Source organism: Gardnerella sp. KA00288 (assembly GCF_049244085.1).
Classification (GTDB): Bacteria; Actinomycetota; Actinomycetes; order Actinomycetales; family Bifidobacteriaceae; genus Bifidobacterium; species Bifidobacterium greenwoodii.
The window spans coordinates 1,321,683-1,346,640 of sequence record NZ_CP058373.1; the positions used below are offsets into that span (position 1 = coordinate 1,321,683).

Here is a 24,958-nt window from a genome sequence, read left to right on the forward strand (position 1 = left end):
CTGAAGATTTTAGCTACTTGTCTAGTATTACAAGCGCAAGAAGTCTGCCTTCATGCGATTTTCCAGCAAGTTGAGCGCGCCTATGCGAATACCACAGAGGATTTTCCAAAGTGCACATTGGGTTTTGCAAATTTTGCAAACGTTCCGGCAAAGATTCTCCTTCACCGTCTACTTCGCAAATTGTGCGCAATTCCTCATCTTCACGCAAATATTGCGTTGCAGCAGTAACTCGAGGCATTGCGTCAACAATATTTGCAACTCCTGCGAGAGCTAAGTCAATTCGAGCAGCCTCAGCAATATCAATGCCGATTCCGCCGAAACGAGTTTCTGTTACGGTTTGTGGGTAGCGTTTTTCAAAATCGAGCGCAATACTTTCGCCAACTTCGTAGCAGTTTCCGCAAATACATGGGCCTAAAACCGCATTTATTCGCGAGCGTTCAGCACCTTTTTTACACATTGCTTCAATAGCAGAATCAAGAACTCCAGCCATTAACCCTTTTCTTCCGCAATGCGCTGCTGCAATTACTCCAGCCTCGTCGTCCGCAAGTAGAACAGGCAAGCAGTCGGCTGCAAACATTCCCAAAGCAAGCGAGTAGGCTGTAGAAACTTGAGCATCTGATTCAATACGCAATTGAGAATCCGCAAAACCAGTTGCGTCGAATCCGTAAGGCGTATTCCATGAATCAACTACTGTATCCGCGTCAAAAACTTCATTTCCGTGCACTTGAGCAACTAAAGATAAGTCCGCTTGTAACGCACACTGTAATGCTGCGCGATTGCTTGTAACAGCTTCCTCACTATCTCCTGCACGACCACCTAAATTAAGCGAAGCAAATGAACCTTCAGAAATGCCACCCAATCTAGTAGTAAAAACTGCATGAGCGCGAGTTCCTAATGCAACTGGAATAGTTACAGGAATTGGCTTGCCTTCGTTATCTTCATGCGGCAGCGGCATGCCAGTTACGCTTGTTTGTTGCATATGTTACTTTCTTTCACCCTAAATAAGCCAATTCTTCATCGCTTAAGTTCAAATCTGAAGCTTTTAAGCTGTCGAGAATAGTTGCAGGCCTGTGCGCTCCTGGAATCACAAATACGTGCTCACCTTTTGCAAGCTCCCAAGCCAAAACTACCTGCTGGTAGCTTACGCCATGATTCTCGGCAACTTTGCGGAATGGATCGAAAAGATGCTCGTCATACGGATGACGGAATCCACCAAGAGGACTCCAGCAAACAAAAGCAATTCCAAGCTTTTCGCAATATTGCAAAGTATCCTCATTCTCTAAATGAACTGGAGAATATTGATTTTGCACTGCTACTAGCTTTTCTCCTAAAATATTGCGCGCAATATCGATTTGTTCCACAGAAGCGTTAGAAATTCCGATTTCTCGAGCAACTCCTTCATCAAGCAGCTGTTGCATTGCTTCAATGGATTCGTTGTATGGAACTTCTGGATCTGGCCTGTGGAAATAAAGCAAGTCAATAGTATCTACGCCAAGTGCCATAGCTGACTCTTTTGCGTGACGGATTAAATGCTCCGGCTTGCCATCCTTGCCCCACGTTGGGCGGCCATCCGTAAAGTTACGGAAATGACCTACTTTTGTTGCAACTAAAATAGAAGATTTATTGCCCTTCCAGCTTTCTAAAGCCTCACGAACAAGCTTTTCTCCAGTTTGCTCCTCACCACCAGAGCAGTAATACGCCCATGCGGTATCAATATGCGTACAGCCAGCATCAAGAGCTGCATGAATGGTTTCAATGCCCATGCTGTGTCCAAGATTGTTTTCGATTGTAAGCGGCATTTCACCAAAGCCAATGGCTGTTGTGTCAAACGACCCCAGTGTACGATGCATAACCATATTTACCTCTTATCTAAACAGTTTTAAAATGCCTCCAAATGCAAGCGCAATTTGAAGGCATTTCGTAAGTTATTAATTTATTTATTACCGATTAGCATTTACTTTTCGATAATTTTATGCGATTAATCTTCCTCAAATGGGTCAAAATCGCGGCGCACGCGACGACGAGGACGCTCGGTACGCTCTTCGCGAGCAGAACGATACTCATCATAGTGATCGTCATCTGCAGCGTAGCGAAGATTGCGATCGGAGCCACGGCGAGCTTCCGAATTGCGTCGGCTATTGCGCTCGTCGCGCTCTGCACGATCGTCACGATCTGCGCGATTGTCGCGATTGTCGCGCTCGTCACGCTCCTCGTAACGGTCATCGCGATGAGAAGACCTGCGCGGACGGTCATCAAAATCGCCGTCAGCGTAACGGTCGTCGCGCTCCGAACGATCTGCACGATCCGAACGACGATCATCTCGACGAGAATTGCGATCTTCGTAACGGTTGTCACGATCGGAATAGCGGCTGTCACGGCTGTCACGGTCGTCACGATCATCGCGATCATCACGCATGCGACGACGTGGACGATCATCTCTATCCGAACGATCACGGCTGTCGCGATCATCTCGACGGCCACGTCCACCGCGGTAATCATTACGAGAATCGCGATCGTCACGAGAACCGCGGCCGCGATTTTCGCGAGGAGCTGGAGCAGAAGATTCTTGATCTTCAAAACCTGGGATTGCCAAGGAAATCTTGCCGCGCTCATCTACGCTTTGAACGATAACCTCAACATTATCGCCTTCCTTAAGCACATCTTCCACAGTGTCAATTCGCTCACCATTAGCCAAGTTGCGAATTTGCGAAATGTGAAGCAAACCGTCAGTTCCAGGAGTCAAATTAACGAAAGCACCAAAGCTCGTAGTCTTCACAACCTTACCAGTGAAAGTTTCACCAGCCTTTGGAACGCGAGGATTTGCAATAGAATCAATGATTTCCTTTGCTTTCTGAGCAGCTTCGCCGCCTTCGGAAGCAATATAAACTGTACCATCATCTTCAATAGCAATCTCAGCACCAGTTTCTTCCTGAATTTGGTTAATCATCTTGCCCTTAGGGCCAATGACTTCGCCAATCTTATCAACAGGAATTGTGGTTGTAATAATGCGTGGAGCGAATGGGCTCATTTCTGCTGGGCAATCGATGCACTCGTTAATAACTTCAAGAATAGTTGCACGAGCTTCGTGAGCCTGCTGCAAAGCGGCAGCCAAAATGTCTGCAGGAATACCATCGAGCTTAGTGTCGAGCTGCAAAGCAGTAATGAACTCGGAAGTACCAGCAACCTTAAAGTCCATATCACCAAATGCATCTTCAGCACCGAGAATATCAGTCAAAGTCTTGAAGATATGCTTTCCATCAACATCCCCAGAAACCAAGCCCATAGCAATGCCAGCAACTGGAGCCTTCAAAGGAACGCCAGCAGCAAGAAGTGAAAGCGTAGAAGCACAAACGGAACCCATAGAAGTGGAACCGTTAGAACCAATAGCCTCAGAAACCTGACGAATAGCATATGGGAACTCTTCGCGGCCTGGCAAAACTGGAACCAAAGCCTTCTCTGCCAAAGCACCGTGGCCAATTTCGCGACGCTTTGGAGAGCCAACGCGGCCAGTTTCACCAGTGGAGTATGGAGGCATTTCGTAGTTGTGCATGTAGCGCTTAGTCTGTGGGCCAGAAAGCGCATCCACCTGCTGCTCCATCTTAAGCATGTTCAAAGTTGTTACGCCCAAAATCTGGGTTTCACCGCGCTGGAAGAGTGCAGAACCGTGAACGCGAGGCACAACATCAACTTCTGCAGAAAGTGTACGAATATCGCGCAAACCACGTCCATCAATTCGGTAATCTTCCGTCAAAATACGACGACGAACAATTTGACGCTGCAATTCTTTAAACGCGTTGCCGAGTTCCTTTTCTTTCTCAGCTTCGTCCATATCAGTGAATTCTTCTGCGATTGCAGCACGCACGCCTTCCTTAATTTCAGCGATGCGATCTTGACGAGGAAGCTTTTCTGCAATAGAAAGAGCCTCATCCAAGTCTTTGTGTGCGATTTCGTCAATACGCGCGTAAAGTTCGTCCGTATATTCTGGGAAGAGCTGGAATTCCTTGGTTTCCTTAGCTGCAATGCGCTTCAACTCATTTTGAGCGTCGCAAATAACCTTAATAAATGGCTTTGCAGCTTCCAAACCACCGGCTACAACTTCCTCATCCGGCTTAGTTTGACCTTCATTATAAATCAAATTCCAAGCGTTCTTGCCGGCGCCAGCCTCAATCATTGCAATAGCAACATCGCCGTTTTCAATCACTCGGCCAGCCACAACAATTTCAAATACTGCACGCTCACGTTCGCTCCAACGTGGGAAAGCAACCCACTGGCCGTCAATCAAAGCCAAACGAACACCAGAAACTGGGCCTTCAAATGGCAAACCAGAAATCATAGTAGATGCAGAAGCCGCGTTCAAAGCGATTACATCGTAAGCATCGTCAGGATTAATAGACAAAATAGTTTCCACAACCTGCACTTCGTTACGAAGAGTGTGTGGGAACAGTGGGCGCAATGGGCGGTCGATAATTCGGCATGCCAATGTTGCTTCGTTAGAAGGACGTCCTTCACGGCGGAAGAATGAACCTGGAATCTTTCCAGCGGCATACATCTTCTCTTCCACATCAACAGTAAGTGGGAAGAAGTCGTAATTTTCCTTCGGACTAGATCCTGCAGTCGTCGTCGACAAAATCATGGAATCGTCATCCAAGTAGGCAGCAACAGCACCGTCTGCCTGTTGTGCGAGTCGACCAGTTTCAAAGCGCAGCGTGCGCTTACCAAATGAACCATTATCAATAACAGCTTCTACAGCCTTAATTTCGGGACCCTCCACGGGTTCCTCCTTTTCTTAACTTACCTAATCAACCAACATGCGTAATAACATTGGCGACTTCGCGTTGTTATTATCCCTAACGATTTTTCGCAATCCTTCACGCCAATATTTCGTAGTGTTTTTTGTTTCGGTTACTTCAATCATCCGTATTTAGTTATGCTTCAATCTTAAATTATTTTAATCTTAAATTATTCTTCAATCTTTAGTTATGATTCAATTTTAAATTATGCTTTCAATTATGTATATATAAATATATACAAAAGCCCGAGCTAAGCCCGGGCTAAAAGACTATCGGCGCAAGCCGAGTCGATCAATCAAAGAACGATAGCGATTGATGTCAACTCGCTTCAAGTAATCAAGAAGACGGCGACGGTCACCAACCATGAGCAACAAGCCGCGACGAGAATGATGATCGTGCTTATGCTCCTTCAAGTGCTCAGTGAGGTCAGAAATGCGCTTGCTAAGCAAAGCAACCTGCACTTCTGGGGAACCCGTGTCACCCTCGTGCGTCGCGTATTCGTTGATAATGTTCTTCTTATCTTCAGCCGTTAATGCCACGGCGTCCTCCTTAATATCACTGCGCGGTGCCACAACCTTCTGTTGTAGCGCTTGTGAATCCGCGGGCGTTACACGCCGAATTTCTATAATACAACCACTCGTCAACAAGTTGAACTACACATATGACATCTTTTAATCATATTCATAATTATGCGTCACATACATATCAGATATAGACAGTGAGTGATTAAGCAATTCATATTTTGCTTTTTCAATGTCGCTCGTCGCGTTCTTAAATTTAAAATAATCAAAAAGCATTGTGGTTATCAGTGGCACGCCTTCGTCCGACAGCTTATCTTGACAATCATTACATGAAAGTGGAGCAGATTCTTGTATATTAGGTTCATGGCCAGGAGCTTTTTTATGAGCAATTTCCAACGATTCTGTAATTGACCCATCAATATCAAGAGCATAATCCAAATCGTAATATTGTTGATAGTACGATTCTTTTGCGCCATTTAACATATTAAAAACGCATAGCCATACAATGATGTACACTGCCACGCATCGCAATACGATATACCAGCGCTTATTGTCTCGATTACTGTGAAATAAACCAATATGTAATTTCATATACACCTATATCTAAAAATCTTTTAGTAAAGACTCTGCAAACCAACCCAACGAGTCTTCCCACCATAATTTTTATTAGCCATTTTTACTGAAGTTGAAAAAGGCCAATCATGCCTATTCACAAACAATGCTTTTGCTATATCGCTTCATAATAAAGCCACTTTCTTTTAAAGAAGAGCGTATACATCACCCGGTATAGCACTAGATACGATTATCGTCAACAAGTTGTTATCGTTAATCAAAATTTGCCGTACAGAATATTACATTGCGGTCATAAAGCCACCAAATATCACAACTATAATTGCCAAAACTTCAACAGCGTAAAACATAATAAAAGATGCCCAGCTGCGAGTTAGTACATTTAGACGCGATTTTTTAGGAATAATAACAAGCAAACCAACGAATAATACAGCAAAAACGGCCACAGCAAATCCTGCAGAAATAATGCCAAGATTAGCTGCGTTAGCAAGCCCGGAAGCAGGACCATAAACTACGTAAGTTGAATACCAAAAACTCATACTTAACATACACAATCCCGCAATAAGCTGTTCAAAAGCTAGAAATACAACAAAAATAAATCTCCAAACCCAGCTACTTGATTCAATTAAAGCCATTGCAAGACTTGTAAAAGCAGCAACTGTAATAACCCAGGAAATAAAAACTACTCCTTGAGCAGACAGTCCTGCACAATGCGAAACAACCCACGACGTATATTGAACAGCAAGAGTGCGCCCAACCCAATACGGTAGAACAATTGCGAGCAATAATATTCCTAAATATATCCACCAACGCTTAGGATTCGCATGTTTACGCGAAAAATCGGCAATTGATAATTCTGTTTCAGGCAAATCTGAGCTTAAATACTCATCTGATACTTCTTTTACAGGCGCAGCATTTTTTGTGGGCGCGTCATTTTTTGCGGGAACATCATTTTTTGCAGGCGCAGCACTTGTAGAAGATGTTGGACGTCGTCTTACTTTTATTGGCGTAAAGCTTTTAGGACTCTCACTATGTTCATCGTTCAATGTCATAAGATAATTCTCCTGCCAATCTTTAGCATTCGCCCAATCCTTCGCAAGTTTAAGCACACCTGCGTAACAGTAATAATACTTTATCAATACTTTATTATTGTATTCAATAACTTGCGCAAGAAGTAGTGCACTTAACATGTTTGCCGTTTATGCCGACTGCTAGTCTCATTGTAAAGGCATGTTTTGCATGCGTTTTGCTTAAAAAGCGGCGTTTAGTCGCAAAAAATACGACGGGATATCATGGGATTTATTCATTTTATTGTCAACTTACTTAAGGATCCACGCTCCGCTATTGCAAGTTGGATTGCGATGGGTACAGCTCCAGCATTAGGTCTTATTTTTCTAATTATTTTTATTGAAACAGGCGTAGTATTCTTCCCATTTTTGCCGGGAGATTCCTTGCTTTTTGCGGCTGGTTTCTTTGCAGCTCCCGATGCTCAAACCGGTCACAGCGCACTGACTCTTCCACTGTTGCTTGCGGTTGTTTGGCTAGCGCCTATTATTGGCGATCAGTGCAACTATTTTATTGGCCATTTCTTCGGCCGCAAGATTGTAGAATCCGGTAAAGTTAAGGCTCTTACTCCAGAGCGCGTTGCTAAAACCGAAGCAATGATTGAAAAATGGGGGCCTTTAGCCGTATTTTTGGGCAGATTCTTCCCATTTATTCGCACGTTCATGCCGTTTATTTCCGGCGTATCCGGAATGCGCTGGGTTCGTTTTACACCATTTTCTATTCTTGGCGGAATTATATGGTCCTCACTTTTCACGCTTCTTGGATACTTCTTTGGAAAGATTGATTTCGTACAGAAGAATTTTGAATTAGTGATTGTTGCCATTTTACTTATTTCACTTGTTCCAACTTTTATTGGCTTATACAAGGCACACAAAGCAAAAAAGGCATCTAAATAGACTGTACTTACGACACTCATGCACACTGCACTATAAGAAATATTGTTTTTATACAAGATTTGTAGTACAGTGTGCAGAGTCGTAAGACAATATATTTTTTAATTTTGGGGCTATAGCTCAGTTGGTAGAGCGCTTCGTTCGCATCGAAGAGGTCGTGGTTTCGATTACCATTAGCTCCACGAAGCCCACTGCATTCATTCCACCGCAGTGGGCTTTTTTATTCGCTTACCCCTATTGCGCACTTAATCATCTTCCTTACTACTTTTATGCTTTTTGTAGATTATTCCAGCTCCAAGAGCCACGCATAACAATGCCACAACGATTATTCCAACATACGCAAGCACTACTAGCAGATTTGACGAGCTTCTTCCACTTGTGTTTTTATCATTCAAATCGCTGCTCAAATCATCATTAGATACTCCATTAGAATCCGCTTTATTTGCATTATTTGCATTAGAATCTTGCACTTGAGAACTTGCTACATCATCATTTTTATTGTCTTTTTTGCTCCCATTTTTCTTCTTTTCTAATGCAGAAATCTTTTTTAAACTGTGTGAAATCTGCACAACTTTCACATTGTTGTATCTTAACTCTGTTATGTTTCCTGCATAATCTACAGCTTTTACAAGAACATCGTGTGCCACCCCATCAGGCTTCATTTTCAAAGACAGCACTGGCTTATTAGCCGACTTTCCTCGCCAAATATGCTTAGCTTTGCCGTCAACATTAAATGACACTAATTTCAAAGCCATATTATCTTTTGCACTAATTCTCACTAATTTTCCATCTTTTTCAGTTTTGTAAACTGAATTTTTACGCATATCAAATGCTGTTGCAAGAGGAGCAAGATGATCTACAGTAAATCGCAAAGACGCAGAAGATGCGCGTAGCGCTCCGTTAGACTCACCTGCTACTCGCTCGTTAGAGGAATGATTACCTGCTTTGTCTACGGAATTAATTAACACTCTGTAATTTGCGTTATCCGCAAAATTGCGTTGAAAAATAGTGTATGTTAAACGAGGCCAACCGCGATCTGTGCTTACAGCTACAGAAAAATCGTTTTTGCTTAAGTTTCTTTCAACGCCGTCTTGCACAACGCTTACTTTTGCAGGATGTGCCAAAGAGCTTGCATTAACTTCTTCAATACGAACATATTTCGCATGCTGCAACTGTTTGTTGTTCATTGCAGCAGTTGAACCATCTAATCTAAACGTTGATCCGGAGCTGTTAATAGAAAATTGCATACTTCCGTGAATCTCATGATTTACCACATCTTTTGCACTCCACTGCAACTGATAAATATCGTCATCGCTTGGACCGCTATAAAAAGCTTCGTACTGGACTTTTGCACTGTTATTACTAAATTTTGCAGAAGCCGGATTTACATTCTGACCACCGCGAACGCGATGCAGCCAGCACTTTACACTTTTTGGATTCAAATAATTATCACTAATAACAACCGTTGGTTTTACTCCACGAGAATAAGCTCCACCATTACTAACACCGGTAATTGAAACAGTTGGAATGCGAGTATCAATAACAAAATTGTCACTACGCGAAGAGCTGAAATTTCCCGACAAATCTTGAGCAGCATATTTAGCTTCCCAAAAAGCATCTTTATTAAACGAAATATCTGCATACCAAATATTTGGATGCAAACTGTCGTTTTTAAACTGTTGAGCAGTTAGATTAATAACTTGTTTTCCGTTCGCTTTAACAGTTGCTATTGGCGAAGAGTCTCTAAGAAGATAAGAAAAAGCAAAAGAATCATCGTCTATTATTACCCTAGCTGAACGATTCGCCTTAAAATATTTACCTCCGTAAACAGTATTGTTGTCGTAAGTAACTTTTAAACGCGGCTCAGTATTATCAATAACCACAAAGCGTGCAGAGTCTAGCATATTGCTACTTTGCGTTGAATCCGAAATATTTACAGCTAAAGCAGGAATATTTAGTATTGGCTCTTTAAAATTCATTTTATTTGTAGAAGATTTTGCTACGCGAGTAACACTAGACGCCTTATTTTCGTTCTTTTTATTTGCATTACTACCGCCCCATATGCGATGCGGCCGAATTGCTACGGGCGCAATTCGCACTGAAACGTCGCGCAAATCGTAAATTCCGCAACTTTTCAACTCAACTTTTACTACTCCTACCGGGTTAGGACGTAGCTGGTAGCGGAAATTAACTAAAGACGACAACACTTCTGTTTTAGCCAATTCAGCTTTAGAATTAGCAACTTTGTACCGTCCAATATTTACATAAACTTTGTGAATACGCTTTATTGTTGACGCATCCATTCCGTCAACCGTAACAACTAGCAAAACTGGACGCTTAGTAAACATGTACTTAGCTTTAGAGCGAACTGTTCGCTGGTTTGGCATAACAGAAATATGTCGTATGTGCAAATTGCGATCAGTGTTGATATTCTGCGTTTTTACATGGTTTTCTGTTGTTGCACTAATATTCTTTGTTTGAGCGTAGGAAGCATTAATCGGCAGCAATACTGCAACAATGCTCATAAAGAAAAATGCAGAGATGCAAACACCTGCAATAAATCTTGCTAAAGGTCTTTTAATAAGTTTATTAAAAGACATCTCTGCCTTCCCCCACAAAGAATGTTTTGACTTAGCAAACCCTTCTCGATTTTGCTGTTTCATATATTCCCCCTTTTGTTAATCCCTTATTTGTTTTATTTTGTTATTACTTTGCTGTTACTTTGTTCTACTTTTATTACCTTTTATTAATTTTTATTACTTAAATTATTTTTCTGAAAAAATTGAGTTGATTTCATCTTGAATTTGACGCACACTATCAAGCGCAGCTTTTTGCCTTTTTGCAACATCATCATTCGAAGCATGTGCCTGATCAAGAAGATTTTTCGCATCATCACATAACTGTTGAACTTCTTGCTTACTAAAACCACTTCCGCGCAACATCCGCATCCAAGAATGTAAGGATTGCAGCACCAATTCACCAGTATCAATGCGAAGTATGTTCACATTATTCTGCTTAGATATTTTTATAAGATTCTGCAAATAGTTCACATACTGTTTATACGTTTCTTCATTTGGAGCATCTGTACTAACATCAACAAGACGAGCGTAGCAATCAGAAATAGCAACATAAGCCTTAAACATGCTTGCTTTATTACTTGCTTTCTTGTGTGCTTCGTGCACTTGATTTTTCACTAAATCGGATTTGGAAGTTGTCAATGCGTCAACAAACCAAGCCCTCGCCACTCGCATGCGCGAAAGTCTTTCCGTATTCGCAACTTTTCCAGAAAATCCTGCAAAATAGTACCAATACGCTTTACCAATATCGCCAGAAATACTTGCCCAATCGTTGCTATTTGAACGCAGCTGATGATCATACTTGCTTATTAAGCTCATAAAATCACGCTCCTCAACCGCGCTCCACTGCTGATCTGCAAGTTGCGAGCGCAGCAAAACGCGCAAAGGTCTAAAAGACATTTGCCGAACGTAATGCTTTTGCAACATACTATTTTGGATTTTCATAGCGCGCGAAATATAGCGTTTAGCAAAATCGGAGCTGCTTTCACGTTCCGCCATACGTATAAGAGAATCGTAATCTGCTTTATTTTTCTTTATTAATTTCAGGCGACTTATTTTCGCTTCTGCGCTTAAAGTTTTGTTCGTAGGCTTAACCGCTGCATTGCTGCTAAAAATAGGCAGGCAGTTGAATAATACGACCACAAAAAATAGCAGCAATGCAGATAAGCCTGCAGTTTTTACAGGAGTGCTAATCTGCAGGCTATGCTTTCGTCTCTTTATAGAAGATTCTCGACTTTTTCGCCTGCTAATAACAGAATTTTTATTATTTAATGAACTTCTACTGCTGCTTAATCCGCATGACTCTAGCGCAGAAAGCATCTCTTCGCAATCTTTATACCTGTGGGAAGGGTTAGAAGTAGTTGCCAGTGCAATAACAGATACTAGATTCTCAAACAATTCGCGATTTTCGCTACTTACAGTTACAGCTTGCAGACCTGCTTTAGAAGCATCGCTAGGAAATAACGCGTATCTCAATGTCATTCCAAGAGCATAAACGTCACTAGCAGGAGTTATTTCCTCACTACCATCTAAAACTTCAGGCGCTGAAAAACGTGGAGTTGCAAAACGCAAATCCGATTTCTCAAAACCTCTCATACTAGCAGATTGAAAATCAACAGATCCTTCGCGAGTATACAATTTGCTTGCTGCACCAAAGTCAATTAGACGAACTGTTCCGTCTTGCGAAATAATAACGTTTGAAGGTTTAAGATCACCATAAATAATTGGAGGATAATGCGAGTGCAAGTAAGCTAAAACCGAGCATAATTGCACTCCCCAGTTTTTAACCGTTGCAGGGTTTTGTAAACCTTCTTCGTCAACAATTGATTTAAGAGAACGTCCTTTTACATAATCTCGTACGGCATAAGCTCGACCATTTTCTTCAAAAAAATCGACGATTCTAGGTATTGCAGGGTGATCGCACTCTTTTAATACATCAACTTCAGCACGTAAAGATTGGACTATATTTTTGCGATACGATTCGTCACCTTGAAGCAAGGTTTCTTTTACAGCCCACTGTTTGTGCAGCACGGTATCAACCGCAAGAAATACGGTTGAAGTACCACCGCAACCCAGCTCTCCTAGTAACTGGTATCGCCCTCCTACACAAACCATCGTTAAGCCTCGCAATCTAAATAATGTAAATTGCTCGGCAAAATTTGGTTAATTTACTGAGCAATTAAATTACAATTGCGACTACTGTATCGATAATTTCGTGCATAAAAAAGCTTTTTTACCTATTGTGGTTAAAAGCTTAGAATCCTACAAAATACTTGGATTAATTAGTCAATATCCGCGCCAAGTGCAAGAAGTTTTCCGCGAAAATCAGCGTAACCGCGATCAATTAGCGAAATACCACGAACATTAGATGGACCTTTAGCAGTAAGAGCTGCAATCAAGTGACTAAAACCGCCTCGCAAATCCGGAACGTCAATATCTTGACCGGTTAAAGGAGTAGGTCCAAAAATCACGGCAGAATGCTTGTAATTGCGCTGCTGGAAGCGGCAAGGAAGAGAACCCAAGCACTCACGATACAGCTGAACCATAGCACCCATTTGGACAAGAGGCTTAGTGAAACCAAAACGATTCTCGTAAACCGTTTCATGCACAATACTCAAGCCCTTCGCCTGAGTAAGCGCAACAACAAGCGGCTGCTGCCAATCCGTCATAAAACCAGGATGCACGTCGGTTTCAATAGCAACAGGATGCAAATCTCCACCCGGATGCCAGAATCTAATACCTTTATCCGTAACGTCGAATTGTCCGCCAACTTTACGGAACACGTTTAAGAAAGTCATCATTTCCGGCTGAGTTGCGCCCTTAATAAACACGTCTCCGTGAGTAGCAAGAGCCGCCGAAGCCCAAGAAGCAGCTTCAATTCGATCGGTTAGTGAAGTATGCGTATAGCCTTGTAATTCTTTTACGCCTTCAATTCGGAAAGTACGGTCAACGTCTACAGAAATAATCGCACCCATTTTTTGCAAAACAGCTACCAAATCCATAATTTCAGGCTCAATTGCAGCACCCGAAAGCTCAGTTCGACCTTCTGCAAGAACTGCTGCAAGTAAAGTCTGCTCCGTTGCTCCAACAGAAGGATACGGCAGATGAATTTTAGTACCGTGCAAACCGTTAGGTGCAGTAATATGAATGCCATCCTCGTGATCTTTATCTACATTTGCACCAAGCTTTCGCAAGGTTTCAAGATGGAAATCAATTGGGCGACCGCCAATATTACAGCCTCCAAGCGCTGGAATAAATGCTTCTCCAAGACGATGAAGAAGAGGACCAGAGAAAAGAATAGGAATACGCGAAGAGCCGGAAAGAGTATCGACGTCTGCAACATCTGCGAGCTGCACTTTTGTCGCGTCGATTGTAACGATTCCTTCCGGACCATTTACGTCTACAGAAACACCATGCAAACGCAATAAATCTGAGACAACATGCACGTCACGAATTTCTGGAACATTTTTAAGCACAGACTTTCCAGGTGCTAAAAGAGCAGCAACCATTGCCTTGCTTACAAAATTCTTCGCACCACGCACTTTAATAGTGCCATTAAGCGGCTTACCACCTTCTACATGCAACACGTCTGCAGCATCAATGCCACTATTGTTGTTCTGTTCAGCCGTATTATGTGCGGACACGTTTACCTCTTTCGTTCGCGCTAAAAAACTATTAACTATCATACCGGCAGACTTGCCAACGCGCTCAGATATATTGCTTAATAAAATACTAACTCCACTAAACTCGCATTTTAATGGGTTTGATGCTGACGCCATCTGCGAATTAACTTAGTTAACAATGATGGTTTTCGCAATAAATCAACCTCAGGTAAATCATGCTCAGATTCTGCGGTAAGACCATACGTATAAGCCTTTTTAGTTGATGGTTTGCCAACAAGATTGCCAAATTCCAGCATTTGCGTGCGCGGTTCAAATGGGTGACGAATATCAAATTCAAGCAAACGTACACCACGCTTTGCAGGCTCCGGGCCGTATGAACTAAATCCACAAGTAGGAGTTGCAATAAGAAGCATATTCTTTTCAGGCTCTTTACCAGCAAAAGCATTTAGATGATCGTGACCAGCAACAACAGCAAACGCGCCAACTTTAGCTAAAAGCGCAAACTCGCCGCTGTCAACATCTGGACAACTAATACCCTCGCCCAAATAGCCGTCCGGAAGAACACGATTCTCGTCAAGAGCGTAGTAACGTCCAGAAAAAGTACGATACCCTTCAATTGCGCTTTCTTGTGCAGCAGAATCTTTAGAAACCTCACGAAGAACACGATAATACTGTTGCAACGGAAAATGCTGAAACACGCAGAAACGAGGCGGCAAAGAATCCGGAAGCTTTTCTACAAAATTAAGAGCCTTTTTAGAAGGCTGGCCGTAGCCGCCCGATTGAGAATAATCTCCTGAATCTATTAAAACAATTGAAAAAACAACATTTTCTTGACTTTCGTCCATAACTGGAAGAGCGAAAGTACCAGGCTCACAAGGCAATATAATCTGCTTGTGTAAAATACAATTCGTTGACTGCATTGCGCTTGATGAAGACGTATAGTTAGAAACACGATTCATGCAGCAAGAAAATTCACGATACAGTGAGTCAAGCTCCTCGTTACTTAATCCACACTGAAAATCATGATTACCATATGTTACAACCCATGGAATTTTGCGCTTTTCTAATGGTTCAACTAAGCGAGATATTCCGTTTTTAACCTGCTGAAGTAGCTGCTTCCTATCACAGTCAGGCATATTTTCAGACTTCTGCCAACGTCTGCGCGTAAAAGTGCTTGAAAAAACTTTTTCGTAGCCAGCAATCTGATTACCTGTAAACACAACCAAATCGGGACGCACGGCGCTGCAAGCAGATTCAATTAGTCGAATAGTATCCGACGACACTTTAGGAACATCTTGAACATCTGCACATTGAAGTACGCGAAACTTACCAGAAAGATGGAACTGTAAGCGTCCCAATCGCGCTGAAATTGATAAAGGAAGCTCTGCGTTTGCAGTAACTTCAGATTGTGCAGAATCACTCATACTTTAAGCATACGGCAGATACGAAACGACTCACTAAATTTTTTGCAGTGTTTTCAAAAATTCGCTAATTCTTGTAAAAATCTGTTTGCTTGCAAAATGATTGAGATTCGCAAAACTCGTTGATCCAACGAAAAAACAGGTGCAAACTGGTGAAGAATGGGTAGAAATCAGCAAAAATCAGCAAAATAGTTACAAATTCACAGGAAACTTACAGGCAATCGCATTATTGCACTCAGCATAATGTGTTTATTATAGATACATCAAAAGGAAAACGAACTACAAACAAGTAGTTACGAAACCTTAAAGAACTTAACCTCTCTTCTTCTCTTTTCTCTAACCCCGGTCACGCGCCGGGGTTTTTGATTTTTGGACTGCCAAAAGCAATACAATCGTGGTAATCGACCAAAACTACTCAATCGTGAGTAGTTTATGCCGCGCGATGACAAAATACGCAGAGATGCAGATAGATAACAAAAAAGCCCTCGTTCTACGAGAGCTATTCGCTGGGGTACCTGGACTCGAACCAAGAATGGATGAACCAGAATCACCTGTGTTGCCAATTACACCATACCCCAATTGGCAGGCTTCGCGGCTCTTGGAACCGTTCCGTCTTCGTACCCCCGACCGGATTTGAACCGGTGTTGGCGCCGTGAGAGGGCGTAGTCCTAGGCCGCTAGACGACGGGGGCTTTCATTTATCGCTACGCCTCTTGACGCAACAAATAGCGACTTTACAACATAAAGCAAATACATGCAACCGCGGCGTGTCGAAAATATATTAAAACATAAAACAAATAAAAAGGCGGAAACGTAGCAATAGTGCCACACTCCCGCCTTATTAAAATTTTATTTGCGATTATAAATTATTTGTGATTTACAAATGCTCACGCAATCCAGCCAAACGCGCCAGAGTCACGTCTTTGCCCACAATTTCCATGGACTCAAACAGTGGAGGCGAAACGCGACGGCCAGAAAGAGCAACTCGCACAGGGCCAAACGCCAAGCGCGGCTTGTAATCAGCTTCCTCAACAAGCTTCTTGTTCAAAAGCTCATGCAAGGAATCAGTATGCCAATCAGAAGCATCAACGTCCTTCAAGGCAGCGAGCGCAGCGTCAAGAACCTCGCCTGCAGATTCCTTCAACTGCTTACGAGCGTCGTCATCTGGAGCAATGTAGCCATCTTCACTAAGAAGGCTTCCAACCATTCCAGCAACCTCACCAAGCAAACGCACGCGAGGCTGCACGAGTGGAGCTGCAGCAGTTAGCACTTCACGTTCGCGGTCAGTTAAGGCATCCCAATTATCCGCACTAACTACGCCATCCTTATGCAAGTATGGCACGGAACGGTTCAAGAAATCTTGCGGATCGAGCATACGAATATGCTCAGCGTTAATCGAAATTGCTTTATCCAAGTCAAAGTGTGCAGGATTTGCTTTAACGTCTCGCACATCAAACTTTTCAATCATTTCGTCCATAGTGAACACGTCACGATCAGGCGCAATCGACCAGCCAAGCAAAGCCAAGTAGTTCAGCAAGCCTTCTGGAATAAAGCCGTTATCTCTATGCAAGAACAAGTTGGACTCTGGATCTCGCTTAGAAAGCTTCTTCTTACCTTCGCCCATAACGTAAGGCATGTGTCCGTAAAGCGGAGTTTCCTTAGCAATACCCATTTCCATAAGGTAACGGTAAAGCACAATCTGGCGAGGTGTGGAGCTAAGAATATCCTCACCGCGCAAAACCACGTTCACGTCCATTAACGCGTCGTCAACAGGGTTCGTAAGCGTGTAAAGCGGATCGCCATTCGGGCGCACAATCACATAATCTGGAACAGAACCAGCCTTAAAAGTGATTTCGCCACGAATTAAATCGTTAAAAGTAATGTCTTCATTTGGCATCTTCAAACGAAGCGCAGGCTTACGGCCTTCGTCGCGGAAAGCTTGCTTCTGCTCTTCAGTAAGATTGCGATCGTAGCCATCGTAGCCAAACTCAGCTGGACGACCAGCAGCAATATTACGCTCCTTAATTTCTTCAGGAGTAGAGAAGGATTCGTAAGCGTATCCTGCTTCAAAAAGCTTTTTTGCTACGTCTTTATAAATCTCCATGCGCTGGGACTGGCGGTATGGGCCGTTATCTCCACCAACATCAATACCCTCGTCCCAATCAATATTTAGCCAACGAAGAGCCTCAATAATCTGCTGGTAGCTTTCCTCACTATCGCGCTCATTATCGGTATCTTCAATACGGAACAGCAATTTGCCGTGAGTATGGCGAGCCTCTGCCCAATTAAACAGCGCGGTACGAACCATACCAACGTGAGGTGTGCCGGTTGGCGAAGGGCAAAAACGCACACGAACATTCTTTGGAAGTTCAGGCTTTTCGGATTTTGCTGCAACTTGCGCAGCGTTTTGAGTTTCCTCTGTATCAGTCATAAGTTCCATTGTGCCGCGCGTTACGGACGGATTACATCAGTCCAAAGCTTGCGTAGATTCCTTATTTCCTTCTACATGCGCAAATTTTGCTGCTAACGCTTCGCGAGACTTTCTATCGTCCTCTTCTTTTGCAAGCTTCTTCGCAACTTCTGGATCCCACAACACATCTTCACGATGCTTTTGCCATTCAGCAGCTAACAAAGGCGACGCAAAATTAATTAAAGCGCTAATACTATTTTCGTTACTTTCGTTACTTTCGTTGCAATCTACTTGCGAATTGCGCACGTAATCAACAAGCTCGCACCACTGAGTATCTTTAAACATCATGCGAGGCACTCCAGCACACTCGCATACTTCGTTAATATAAAGGAAAATCGGTAAAGTTTCTTTAATATCACTAGTTTTTGCAACTAGCTTGATAAGAATACACAAAACCAGCATAATTTTTTGCGACTCTACAGATTCCATGTATTTAGAAGATTGCTTTTTTGCGTATTCTACAGCTTTTTGCAAATCTTCAGCAACCCAATTTCCTTGCACTCCCAGCGTATCTGCAGCGATATTAATTGCATCAGCATCCGCAGAAGAGTGATAGGCAAGTTTATTAAAAATAGTTTCTATATTATTGACGTTATTATTGACGTCGTTTTCTAAAATTTCCGCTTCCGCTTCATCGTAATTAGGATCATAGCAAGAATCCATTGCGTCGTATGCGTCCGCAGCAGCGAGCAAAGCGTCAACAATTTCTTGAGGTCTGCCCGGAATTTCATCCGCACCTTCATACACAAATTCAGCATCCGGCACAGTAACGTCAAGATTCGTAAGCATTCGCGCTATTGCTCGCATTGAGCGCACTTCCAGATTTTCAGCATATTTTGCATCGTTATCTAAGTGTCGCGCTTCTGTTAACGGCCACAACGCGGTCAAATTTGCGGCAGATTGAGCTGCGTTCTTTAGATTTTCCGCGCTTTCATTTTTTGCGGTTTCAACTTCCGCGCTTTCAAAAGAATCTACCATCGAACGTCCCTTTACCTTCATCGCTTACTTACAATTCCTCTATATTACTTAACGTTTGCTGCAGGATCTACATACGTAATAGAAAGTACGCGCAAAGTCTTGCAATCGTAAGCAATAGAAGTAATTGACGCCAACGCCGTGTGACGAAGAAGCATATTGTGCTCAGCATGGCCAGTTTCCAGCAAATGGCGGTAAGACCAAATCGGCGACTCATGCGTTACAGCCACAATTTGCTCGCCAGGATGCTTACGAACCTGCTCGCGCGCAAAATCACCAACGCGAGTAGCAATACTGCGGTAACTTTCTCCCCAACTTGGCTTCCACAAGTTCGCAACAAGCTTCCAATTATTGTTTTTCCACAATGCACCTTCACCATAGCCGATGCGTTTTCCGCGGAAATTATTACCAGCTTCAATCAAGCGCTTATCTAAAATAATGTCGCTTTCATGAGATTGCACAGAAGATTGCACAGAAGATTGCGAAGAATCCTCACCGCAGTGCGCTTTTACATAGCAAGAATCAGGAACAGCACGCAAAGCATCCTCGATTTCGCGCGCTGTTTCGCGAGTGCGGTCAAGAGGAGATGAGTAGATTGCGCTAATCCCACGCATTTGCGGCACAGTTGCAATATATTGCGCAGTAGCTCTTGCCATTCGCACGCCTCGCGCAGAAAGATGGAATCCCGGCAGACGCTCGTACAGCACATGATTCGGATTATCTACTTCTCCGTGACGCACAAAATGAATTGTTGTAGCCGGCATTACTAACTCCTACTTTTACTTCCAACCTTTTGGCGTATGATTCAGCGACCACTCACCCAACTTATGCGCAAAAGTATTGTCTTTAGCGGCATCATAATCAGGTTTTTGCGACTTTGTATCGTCTAAAAGCCACTTTCTAATAACAAAATTCCATATAGCTACAACTACTGTTGCAATAAGCTTGCCAATGTTTGTGCGAAGCATGTAAATCGCAGTACCACGCAAAGTTTGTGCCATTCCAAAAGTGCTAGCCCAAATAATCGCATCGTTAATAAGCAAGCCAATAACCGCAGAAATAACGAAAATCAACAATTCAAGCCAACGAGCCATGTCTTCGCGGTGCTTAAACACGTACTTCATGCTTGCAATGTAGTTAAAAATAAGCGAAATAATAAACGAAATAGTGCCTGCAGCAACATTATTTAAGTGCACAAGAAGCAACAAATTCAGAAGCGCAACATCAATAATAAGCGCGATAATTCCTACAATTCCGAATTTAACAACCTGTTCAATAAGCTTTTTCATATATTCCATTAAACACGCGACGGCTAACAATTAACATATAATTGTTACGTAATAAAACTTACTAAATTTAGCAAGGGAGCAATTATGCCAGTTATTCATACTCATGTTTCTGTAAGCACAACACCTGCCCAGCGCGACGCATTAAAAGCTGCTTACGGCAAAGCGATTAGCGCAGTTCCAGGCAAAAGTGAGCATTGGCTTATGTGCCCATTTGAGGATAATATGCCGATTTATTTTGCAGGAGATAATTCTAAGCCTGCAGCTTACGTTGAGGTGAACGTGTTTGGTTCCAGCGTGCCTGGGTCCGCTTGGGAAAAGTTGACTGAGCAGATTATGGCAGCTTTGGAGCGCGAGCTTGGCGTGCCACAGGATCGCACTTACATTCGTTACACTGCAACCACCGACTGGGGTTGGAACGGCGGCAACTTCTAGGTAAAAACTGCAAAATATATTAAAGCCAATTACTTCTTAGTAGGAGCTGCCCCAACAGATTCACGCACGATAAGGGCAGTTCCTAGTTTTTTATGCGAAACAGGCAAAGCTTCTTCATTAAAACGTATTTGATCAATCAAACTTTCTGCAGCCAAACGTCCTTTCGAAGTAATTGGCTGATGAACCGTAGTTAATCTAGGCGTGCAAATTGTAGACAAAGGCAAATCATCATAACCAGTAATAGAAAGATCTTCAGGAACGCGTAATCCTTGCGCTTGAGCTGCTCCAAGCACGCCTAGCGCAATAATGTCACTAAACGACACAATCGCAGTAGGCCTACATTCAATATCAATGTCATTCCACATTTTGTTGAAAACATCAGCCCCACCCTGATACGTGCAAGGCGTTTCTATAACGGTAATCTCTTTATCTTCCGGCGATAAGTTGTGCTTTCTAAGCGCACGCACAACACTTGCCATGCGTCTACCAACTATTCCTTGCCATCCCGGATAATCAGTATGCGATTTCGTTTCAATTGCTGCAATACCAATATTCCTATGACCTAAATCAATAAGTCGATCTACTAAATCTTCAAAATCATGCTCATCGTCGACTTCTACAGTTGGAACGTTAATAGGTTGAGCAGGATCAACAATCACTACAGGAACATGCTTATTCAAAATTTCAACAACTTCTGCACGCTCAGCTTCCAAGCCGCAAATTATAAAACCGCTTACTGCAGCTGTAGGAATAGCTTTTAACATTGAACCTCTTAATGGAGGGACAAGCATCAAAGTGTAGCCTTCCGACTGGCAAACCTGCCCAATTCCTTGAATCAAAAGTGAATAATAAGGATTTTGCAAAATCGTATCAATACCTTGCGGAAGCAACAAGCCCAAAGCATTCGAAGAATTCGTGCGCAATGCTCTAGCTGTTGCACTTCGCACATATCCCATTTCTTCAGCAGTTTGCATAATATGCTCAACCGTCGCCTCAGACAGTTTTGACGGATCATTATATGCAAAAGATACTGCAGACTTGGAAACATTAGCTTTCTTTGCAACATCCTTAATAGTCACTCTACGAACATTCATAGCTTCCCCACTGCTTCACCTTCATACATTATGATGGATTTTTCTCCCATACGGTATTGATTACCTATTATACTTGGCACACCAAATAGCGCACGATCCATACGCACTGGCAAATCATCACAATTGATGTAAGCTCCAGATCCGCGATGCACTAAGCATAAGCACGCGCGCCCTGAAGGCAAAGTACGCGTAACACACACAGTATGTTTACCTAAAGCAGCTACATGCTGCCTGCCATATTGGAGAGCAGCATTTTCTCTACGCAGACGCATTAATTTGCAAACTGTTTTACGAACAGATAAATTCCAAGCATTCTCATCCCAAATCATAGGAGCACGACAACCCGGATCATTTTCTCCTTCCATGCCATTTTCATCGCCGTAGTACACCATAGGAGCACCATCAGCAGCAAATAACAGCGCATAAGCTAAATTCTCAGCGTCTTCAGCAGGCGTATCCCAAGCATATTCATGAGCTTTTGTACGTGTAAGCAATCGTTCAGTATCATGACTACCAAGCAAATTCAACATACAAGAACGGTGCTCTTCTGGAATATCGTTATACAAAGCATTCATGCCATCTGCAAAATCATAAGCATCCAATGTTTCATCAGCACAAAAACCTAGGACTAAATCACGAACAGTATAATTCATGGTTCCATCCATAAGTTCCGGCGTAAGCCATTGAGCAGGGTTACGCCATTCTTCAGCTACTAAGTATTTATCATCTCCAAAAGATTTAACTATATTATGGAAACCTTTCCAAAATGTTTTATTAACGAAATATGGAACATCTAAACGCCAACCATCAATACCACGATTTAACCAATATTTAGCAACGTTATAGTGATGTCTACGAACTTCTGGATTATACACATTCCATTTTGGTAAATAGTAACAGCCTGAACATGTTTTATAATTTGGTTCCGGATGAGACACTACAGGAAAACCCTCTACTGAAAACCAATTAACATATTGCGATTGTTCACCGTTGCGAACAACATCTTGGAAAGCCCAGTGGCCTATTCCACAATGATTGAATACACCATCTAAAACTACACGAATCTGCAATTCATGAGCGCGCTTAATAAATTCATCAAAATCTGCGTCATTCCCAAGTCGAGAATCAATTTTGAAATAATCAGTAGCGTCATAGCGATGATTCGTATCTGCTTGGAAAATTGGAGTTAGGTATAAAGCATTGACACCCATATCCGCAAGATATGGCAGATGCTCCCTAATCCCTTTCAAATCACCACCGAAAAAATTATCTCTAGTTGGAGATTTATCCCATGATTCTACAGGATTAGGGTTAATAGAAGCATTTGCATTTGCGAAACGCTCCGGAAAAATCTGATAAAATACACTTGATTTTACCCATTCAGGTTGCATGACTTGTTCCTAACAAATAGTAAATTTTACAAATTACGAAAGTTTTATCACTTCTTCAATCTTTAAGACCCGTAGAAGCTATTCCTCGTTCAAGAGCTTTTTGGAAGAAGAAGAAAATAATAATTGATGGCAAAGTTGACGTCAAAGTTCCAGCCATTAAATAATTCCATGAAGTACCATAACGTCCAACAAAACCGCTTAATCCGATTTGAATAGTACGCATTTCTTCTGCATTTGTAACCAACAGAGGCCACAGGAAATCATTCCATGCGAATAGGAATGAGAATACACCAAGAGTTGCAAGAGCAGGCTTAGAAAGCGGCAGAATAACTTTAATAAAAATACCAAGACTTGAACATCCATCAATTCGTGCAGCTTCATCCAACTCACGCGGGATAGTAGTAAAATGCTGTCGCAGCAAAATAATGCCGAATACATCAGCCAAACGTGGAACTGTTAAGGCTGCCATAGTATCAATCCAACGCAACTGAGCGATAATACCGTACATAGGTATAACTGTTACGAAGGCTGGAACCATGAAAGCAGAAAGTAGCAGCACGAATAATATTTTCTTTCCAGGAAACTCTAATCGCGCAAAAGCAAAAGCTGCCATAGCATCAAACGCAAGGTGACCAATTACAATAATTGCCGACATAATCAAGCTATTAATATAATAGTTTGCAAATGGAGCGCTTTGCCAAGCATGCAAATAATTTTCCCAATGCCATGATGTTGGAATTACTGATTGAACAGCATACGTTTCGGCTTTTGTTTGCAACGAGGTTGTAAACATCCACATAAATGGAATAAGTACCGAAGCTGCACCAATAATGAGCACAATATGTCGAGCAAGATGCAATGAACGCAATCTCGTAAAGACTTTACTTATTTTCTGCATTGCTTACCTTCCATTGCACAAGAGTTACGATAAGTACCAATACCAGCGACGCTATTGCGATTGCTGTGCCATAACCAAAATTGCCTAACCTAAATGCTTGACGATACATAAACATTCCTAGTACGTCAGTGCCCCCTCGAGGACCACCTTCAGTAAACACGTAAATTAAATCAAATGATTGGAAACTACTAATCAGCGCTTGCACAACCACGAAGAATGTCATTGGTCTTAACAGAGGAACTGTAATATAACGCAGCTGTTGCCAGCTCGTAGCACCATCAAGACTTGCTGCTTCATAAGTTGACTTAGAAAGAGATTGCAAAGCAGTCAAATATAGAATGATATTAAAACCGAGGTTCTTCCAAACCGTAAGAAATATAGTAGCAAATAATGCTAGCCACTTATCGTGGAGCCAGTCGGGTCCTGCAATACCTAGGGATGAGAGTACAGAATTTACAAGACCCGATGGATCCAACATATATTTCCACACAATTGCTACAGCCACCGAGGAGGTAACGACAGGAAGGAAATATATGGTGCGATACAATCCGCGAGCGCGAATTGGCGCATCTAGTAATACCGCAAAAATCAAGCCGGAAACAACCGATAACACAGCTACGCCAAACGCATATATAACAGTCACAGTTAGACTATTCCAAAATTCTGGATCTTGAGATAGTTTTACATAATTCTTCAATCCAATAAAATCTGGATTTGCAGAAAAACCGTTCCAGTTCGTTAAGCTCGTGTACGCTGCAGAAACAATTGGATAAAAAGTGAAGATGACGAGAATCACTAATCCCGGAAGCAACAATCCCCATGCTGTGAGAATTTGCTCCCATTTTCCTACAGTTTTACGACCATTTCGCATCAGCTTACTACTGCCACTTTTTACGTTGTCAATAGCATCTGTCTGCTTATTTTTTAGCTGTGTTATCGGGTTACGCATGA

General features: G+C 42.4%; 20 protein-coding genes and 3 tRNA genes. 3 read left to right on the top strand and 20 right to left on the bottom strand.

What is annotated here, in order from left to right; translation table 11 throughout:
- Positions 1 to 13: 13 nt before the first annotated feature.
- The 6 genes from HXT52_RS05150 to HXT52_RS05175 all read right to left on the bottom strand — a co-directional run bounded on the left by HXT52_RS05150 (position 14) and on the right by HXT52_RS05175 (position 6,933).
- Positions 14 to 979, bottom strand: a complete 966-nt coding sequence (locus tag HXT52_RS05150; RefSeq protein ID WP_415682638.1) for a polyphenol oxidase family protein — start codon at positions 977 to 979, stop codon at positions 14 to 16.
- 13 nt (positions 980 to 992) lie between these two features.
- Positions 993 to 1,856, bottom strand: a complete 864-nt coding sequence (locus HXT52_RS05155; protein ID WP_004135784.1) for an aldo/keto reductase — start codon at positions 1,854 to 1,856, stop codon at positions 993 to 995.
- 122 nt (positions 1,857 to 1,978) lie between these two features.
- Complete coding sequence (locus HXT52_RS05160; protein WP_004135786.1) at positions 1,979 to 4,771, bottom strand: polyribonucleotide nucleotidyltransferase; 2,793 nt, start codon at positions 4,769 to 4,771, stop codon at positions 1,979 to 1,981.
- Between the two features lie 288 nt (positions 4,772 to 5,059).
- Positions 5,060 to 5,329, bottom strand: coding sequence for a 30S ribosomal protein S15 (gene rpsO / locus HXT52_RS05165; RefSeq protein ID WP_004135787.1), 270 nt, complete (start codon positions 5,327 to 5,329; stop codon positions 5,060 to 5,062).
- Between the two features lie 132 nt (positions 5,330 to 5,461).
- A complete protein-coding gene (locus HXT52_RS05170) occupies positions 5,462 to 5,794 on the bottom strand; it encodes a hypothetical protein (protein WP_421775855.1) in 333 nt (110 codons plus the stop codon).
- Positions 5,795 to 6,162: 368 nt separating this feature from the next.
- Positions 6,163 to 6,933, bottom strand: a complete 771-nt coding sequence (locus tag HXT52_RS05175) for a hypothetical protein (RefSeq protein WP_032841583.1) — start codon at positions 6,931 to 6,933, stop codon at positions 6,163 to 6,165.
- A gap of 240 nt (positions 6,934 to 7,173) precedes the next feature.
- Here HXT52_RS05175 and HXT52_RS05180 point away from each other — a divergent pair, with 240 nt between their 5' ends.
- Complete coding sequence (locus HXT52_RS05180) at positions 7,174 to 7,842, top strand: DedA family protein (protein WP_421775856.1); 669 nt, start codon at positions 7,174 to 7,176, stop codon at positions 7,840 to 7,842.
- A gap of 106 nt (positions 7,843 to 7,948) precedes the next feature.
- A tRNA-Ala gene (locus HXT52_RS05185) sits at positions 7,949 to 8,021 on the top strand.
- Between the two features lie 63 nt (positions 8,022 to 8,084).
- Here the strand turns inward: HXT52_RS05185 and HXT52_RS05190 are convergent.
- The 10 genes from HXT52_RS05190 to HXT52_RS05235 all read right to left on the bottom strand — a co-directional run bounded on the left by HXT52_RS05190 (position 8,085) and on the right by HXT52_RS05235 (position 20,192).
- A complete protein-coding gene (locus HXT52_RS05190; RefSeq protein WP_004135793.1) occupies positions 8,085 to 10,502 on the bottom strand; it encodes a hypothetical protein in 2,418 nt (805 codons plus the stop codon).
- 102 nt (positions 10,503 to 10,604) lie between these two features.
- Positions 10,605 to 12,530 (bottom strand): serine/threonine protein kinase, encoded by a 1,926-nt coding sequence (locus HXT52_RS05195; RefSeq protein ID WP_004135796.1) that lies wholly within the window; start codon positions 12,528 to 12,530, stop codon positions 10,605 to 10,607.
- Between the two features lie 167 nt (positions 12,531 to 12,697).
- Positions 12,698 to 14,059 carry a UDP-N-acetylglucosamine 1-carboxyvinyltransferase gene (gene murA, locus HXT52_RS05200; protein WP_050543282.1) on the bottom strand — a complete coding sequence of 454 codons (1,362 nt, stop codon included), beginning with the start codon at positions 14,057 to 14,059 and terminating at the stop codon, positions 12,698 to 12,700.
- A 110-nt stretch (positions 14,060 to 14,169) separates the two neighbouring features.
- Positions 14,170 to 15,462 carry a metallophosphoesterase gene (locus tag HXT52_RS05205; RefSeq protein WP_004129597.1) on the bottom strand — a complete coding sequence of 431 codons (1,293 nt, stop codon included), beginning with the start codon at positions 15,460 to 15,462 and terminating at the stop codon, positions 14,170 to 14,172.
- Positions 15,463 to 15,965: 503 nt separating this feature from the next.
- Positions 15,966 to 16,037 (bottom strand) — tRNA-Gln (locus tag HXT52_RS05210).
- Positions 16,038 to 16,077: 40 nt separating this feature from the next.
- Positions 16,078 to 16,150 (bottom strand) — tRNA-Glu (locus HXT52_RS05215).
- A 185-nt stretch (positions 16,151 to 16,335) separates the two neighbouring features.
- On the bottom strand, positions 16,336 to 17,898 hold the full coding sequence (gltX, locus tag HXT52_RS05220; protein ID WP_004135799.1) for a glutamate--tRNA ligase: 1,563 nt from the start codon (positions 17,896 to 17,898) through the stop codon (positions 16,336 to 16,338).
- 27 nt (positions 17,899 to 17,925) lie between these two features.
- Positions 17,926 to 18,906, bottom strand: a complete 981-nt coding sequence (locus HXT52_RS05225; protein ID WP_421775857.1) for a hypothetical protein — start codon at positions 18,904 to 18,906, stop codon at positions 17,926 to 17,928.
- 44 nt (positions 18,907 to 18,950) lie between these two features.
- A complete protein-coding gene (locus HXT52_RS05230) occupies positions 18,951 to 19,667 on the bottom strand; it encodes a histidine phosphatase family protein (protein WP_421775858.1) in 717 nt (238 codons plus the stop codon).
- Between the two features lie 15 nt (positions 19,668 to 19,682).
- Positions 19,683 to 20,192 carry a GtrA family protein gene (locus HXT52_RS05235; RefSeq protein WP_421776189.1) on the bottom strand — a complete coding sequence of 170 codons (510 nt, stop codon included), beginning with the start codon at positions 20,190 to 20,192 and terminating at the stop codon, positions 19,683 to 19,685.
- Positions 20,193 to 20,276: 84 nt separating this feature from the next.
- Between HXT52_RS05235 and HXT52_RS05240 the strand changes: the two genes are divergently transcribed.
- A complete protein-coding gene (locus HXT52_RS05240; RefSeq protein WP_016636848.1) occupies positions 20,277 to 20,624 on the top strand; it encodes a phenylpyruvate tautomerase MIF-related protein in 348 nt (115 codons plus the stop codon).
- 29 nt (positions 20,625 to 20,653) lie between these two features.
- Here HXT52_RS05240 and HXT52_RS05245 read toward each other — a convergent pair whose 3' ends face one another.
- Genes HXT52_RS05245 through HXT52_RS05260 form a run of 4 tightly spaced genes read right to left on the bottom strand, consistent with a single transcriptional unit; the run spans position 20,654 to position 24,956 of the window.
- A complete protein-coding gene (locus HXT52_RS05245) occupies positions 20,654 to 21,718 on the bottom strand; it encodes a LacI family DNA-binding transcriptional regulator (protein ID WP_004134179.1) in 1,065 nt (354 codons plus the stop codon).
- A complete protein-coding gene (locus HXT52_RS05250) occupies positions 21,715 to 23,109 on the bottom strand; it encodes a glycoside hydrolase family 13 protein (RefSeq protein ID WP_116794366.1) in 1,395 nt (464 codons plus the stop codon). Before HXT52_RS05250 ends, HXT52_RS05245 begins: the two co-directional genes overlap by 4 nt.
- 55 nt (positions 23,110 to 23,164) lie before the next feature.
- Complete coding sequence (locus HXT52_RS05255) at positions 23,165 to 24,007, bottom strand: carbohydrate ABC transporter permease (RefSeq protein ID WP_004135807.1); 843 nt, start codon at positions 24,005 to 24,007, stop codon at positions 23,165 to 23,167.
- Positions 23,991 to 24,956, bottom strand: a complete 966-nt coding sequence (locus HXT52_RS05260) for a carbohydrate ABC transporter permease (RefSeq protein ID WP_116794367.1) — start codon at positions 24,954 to 24,956, stop codon at positions 23,991 to 23,993. Before HXT52_RS05260 ends, HXT52_RS05255 begins: the two co-directional genes overlap by 17 nt.
- Positions 24,957 to 24,958: the final 2 nt, after the last annotated feature.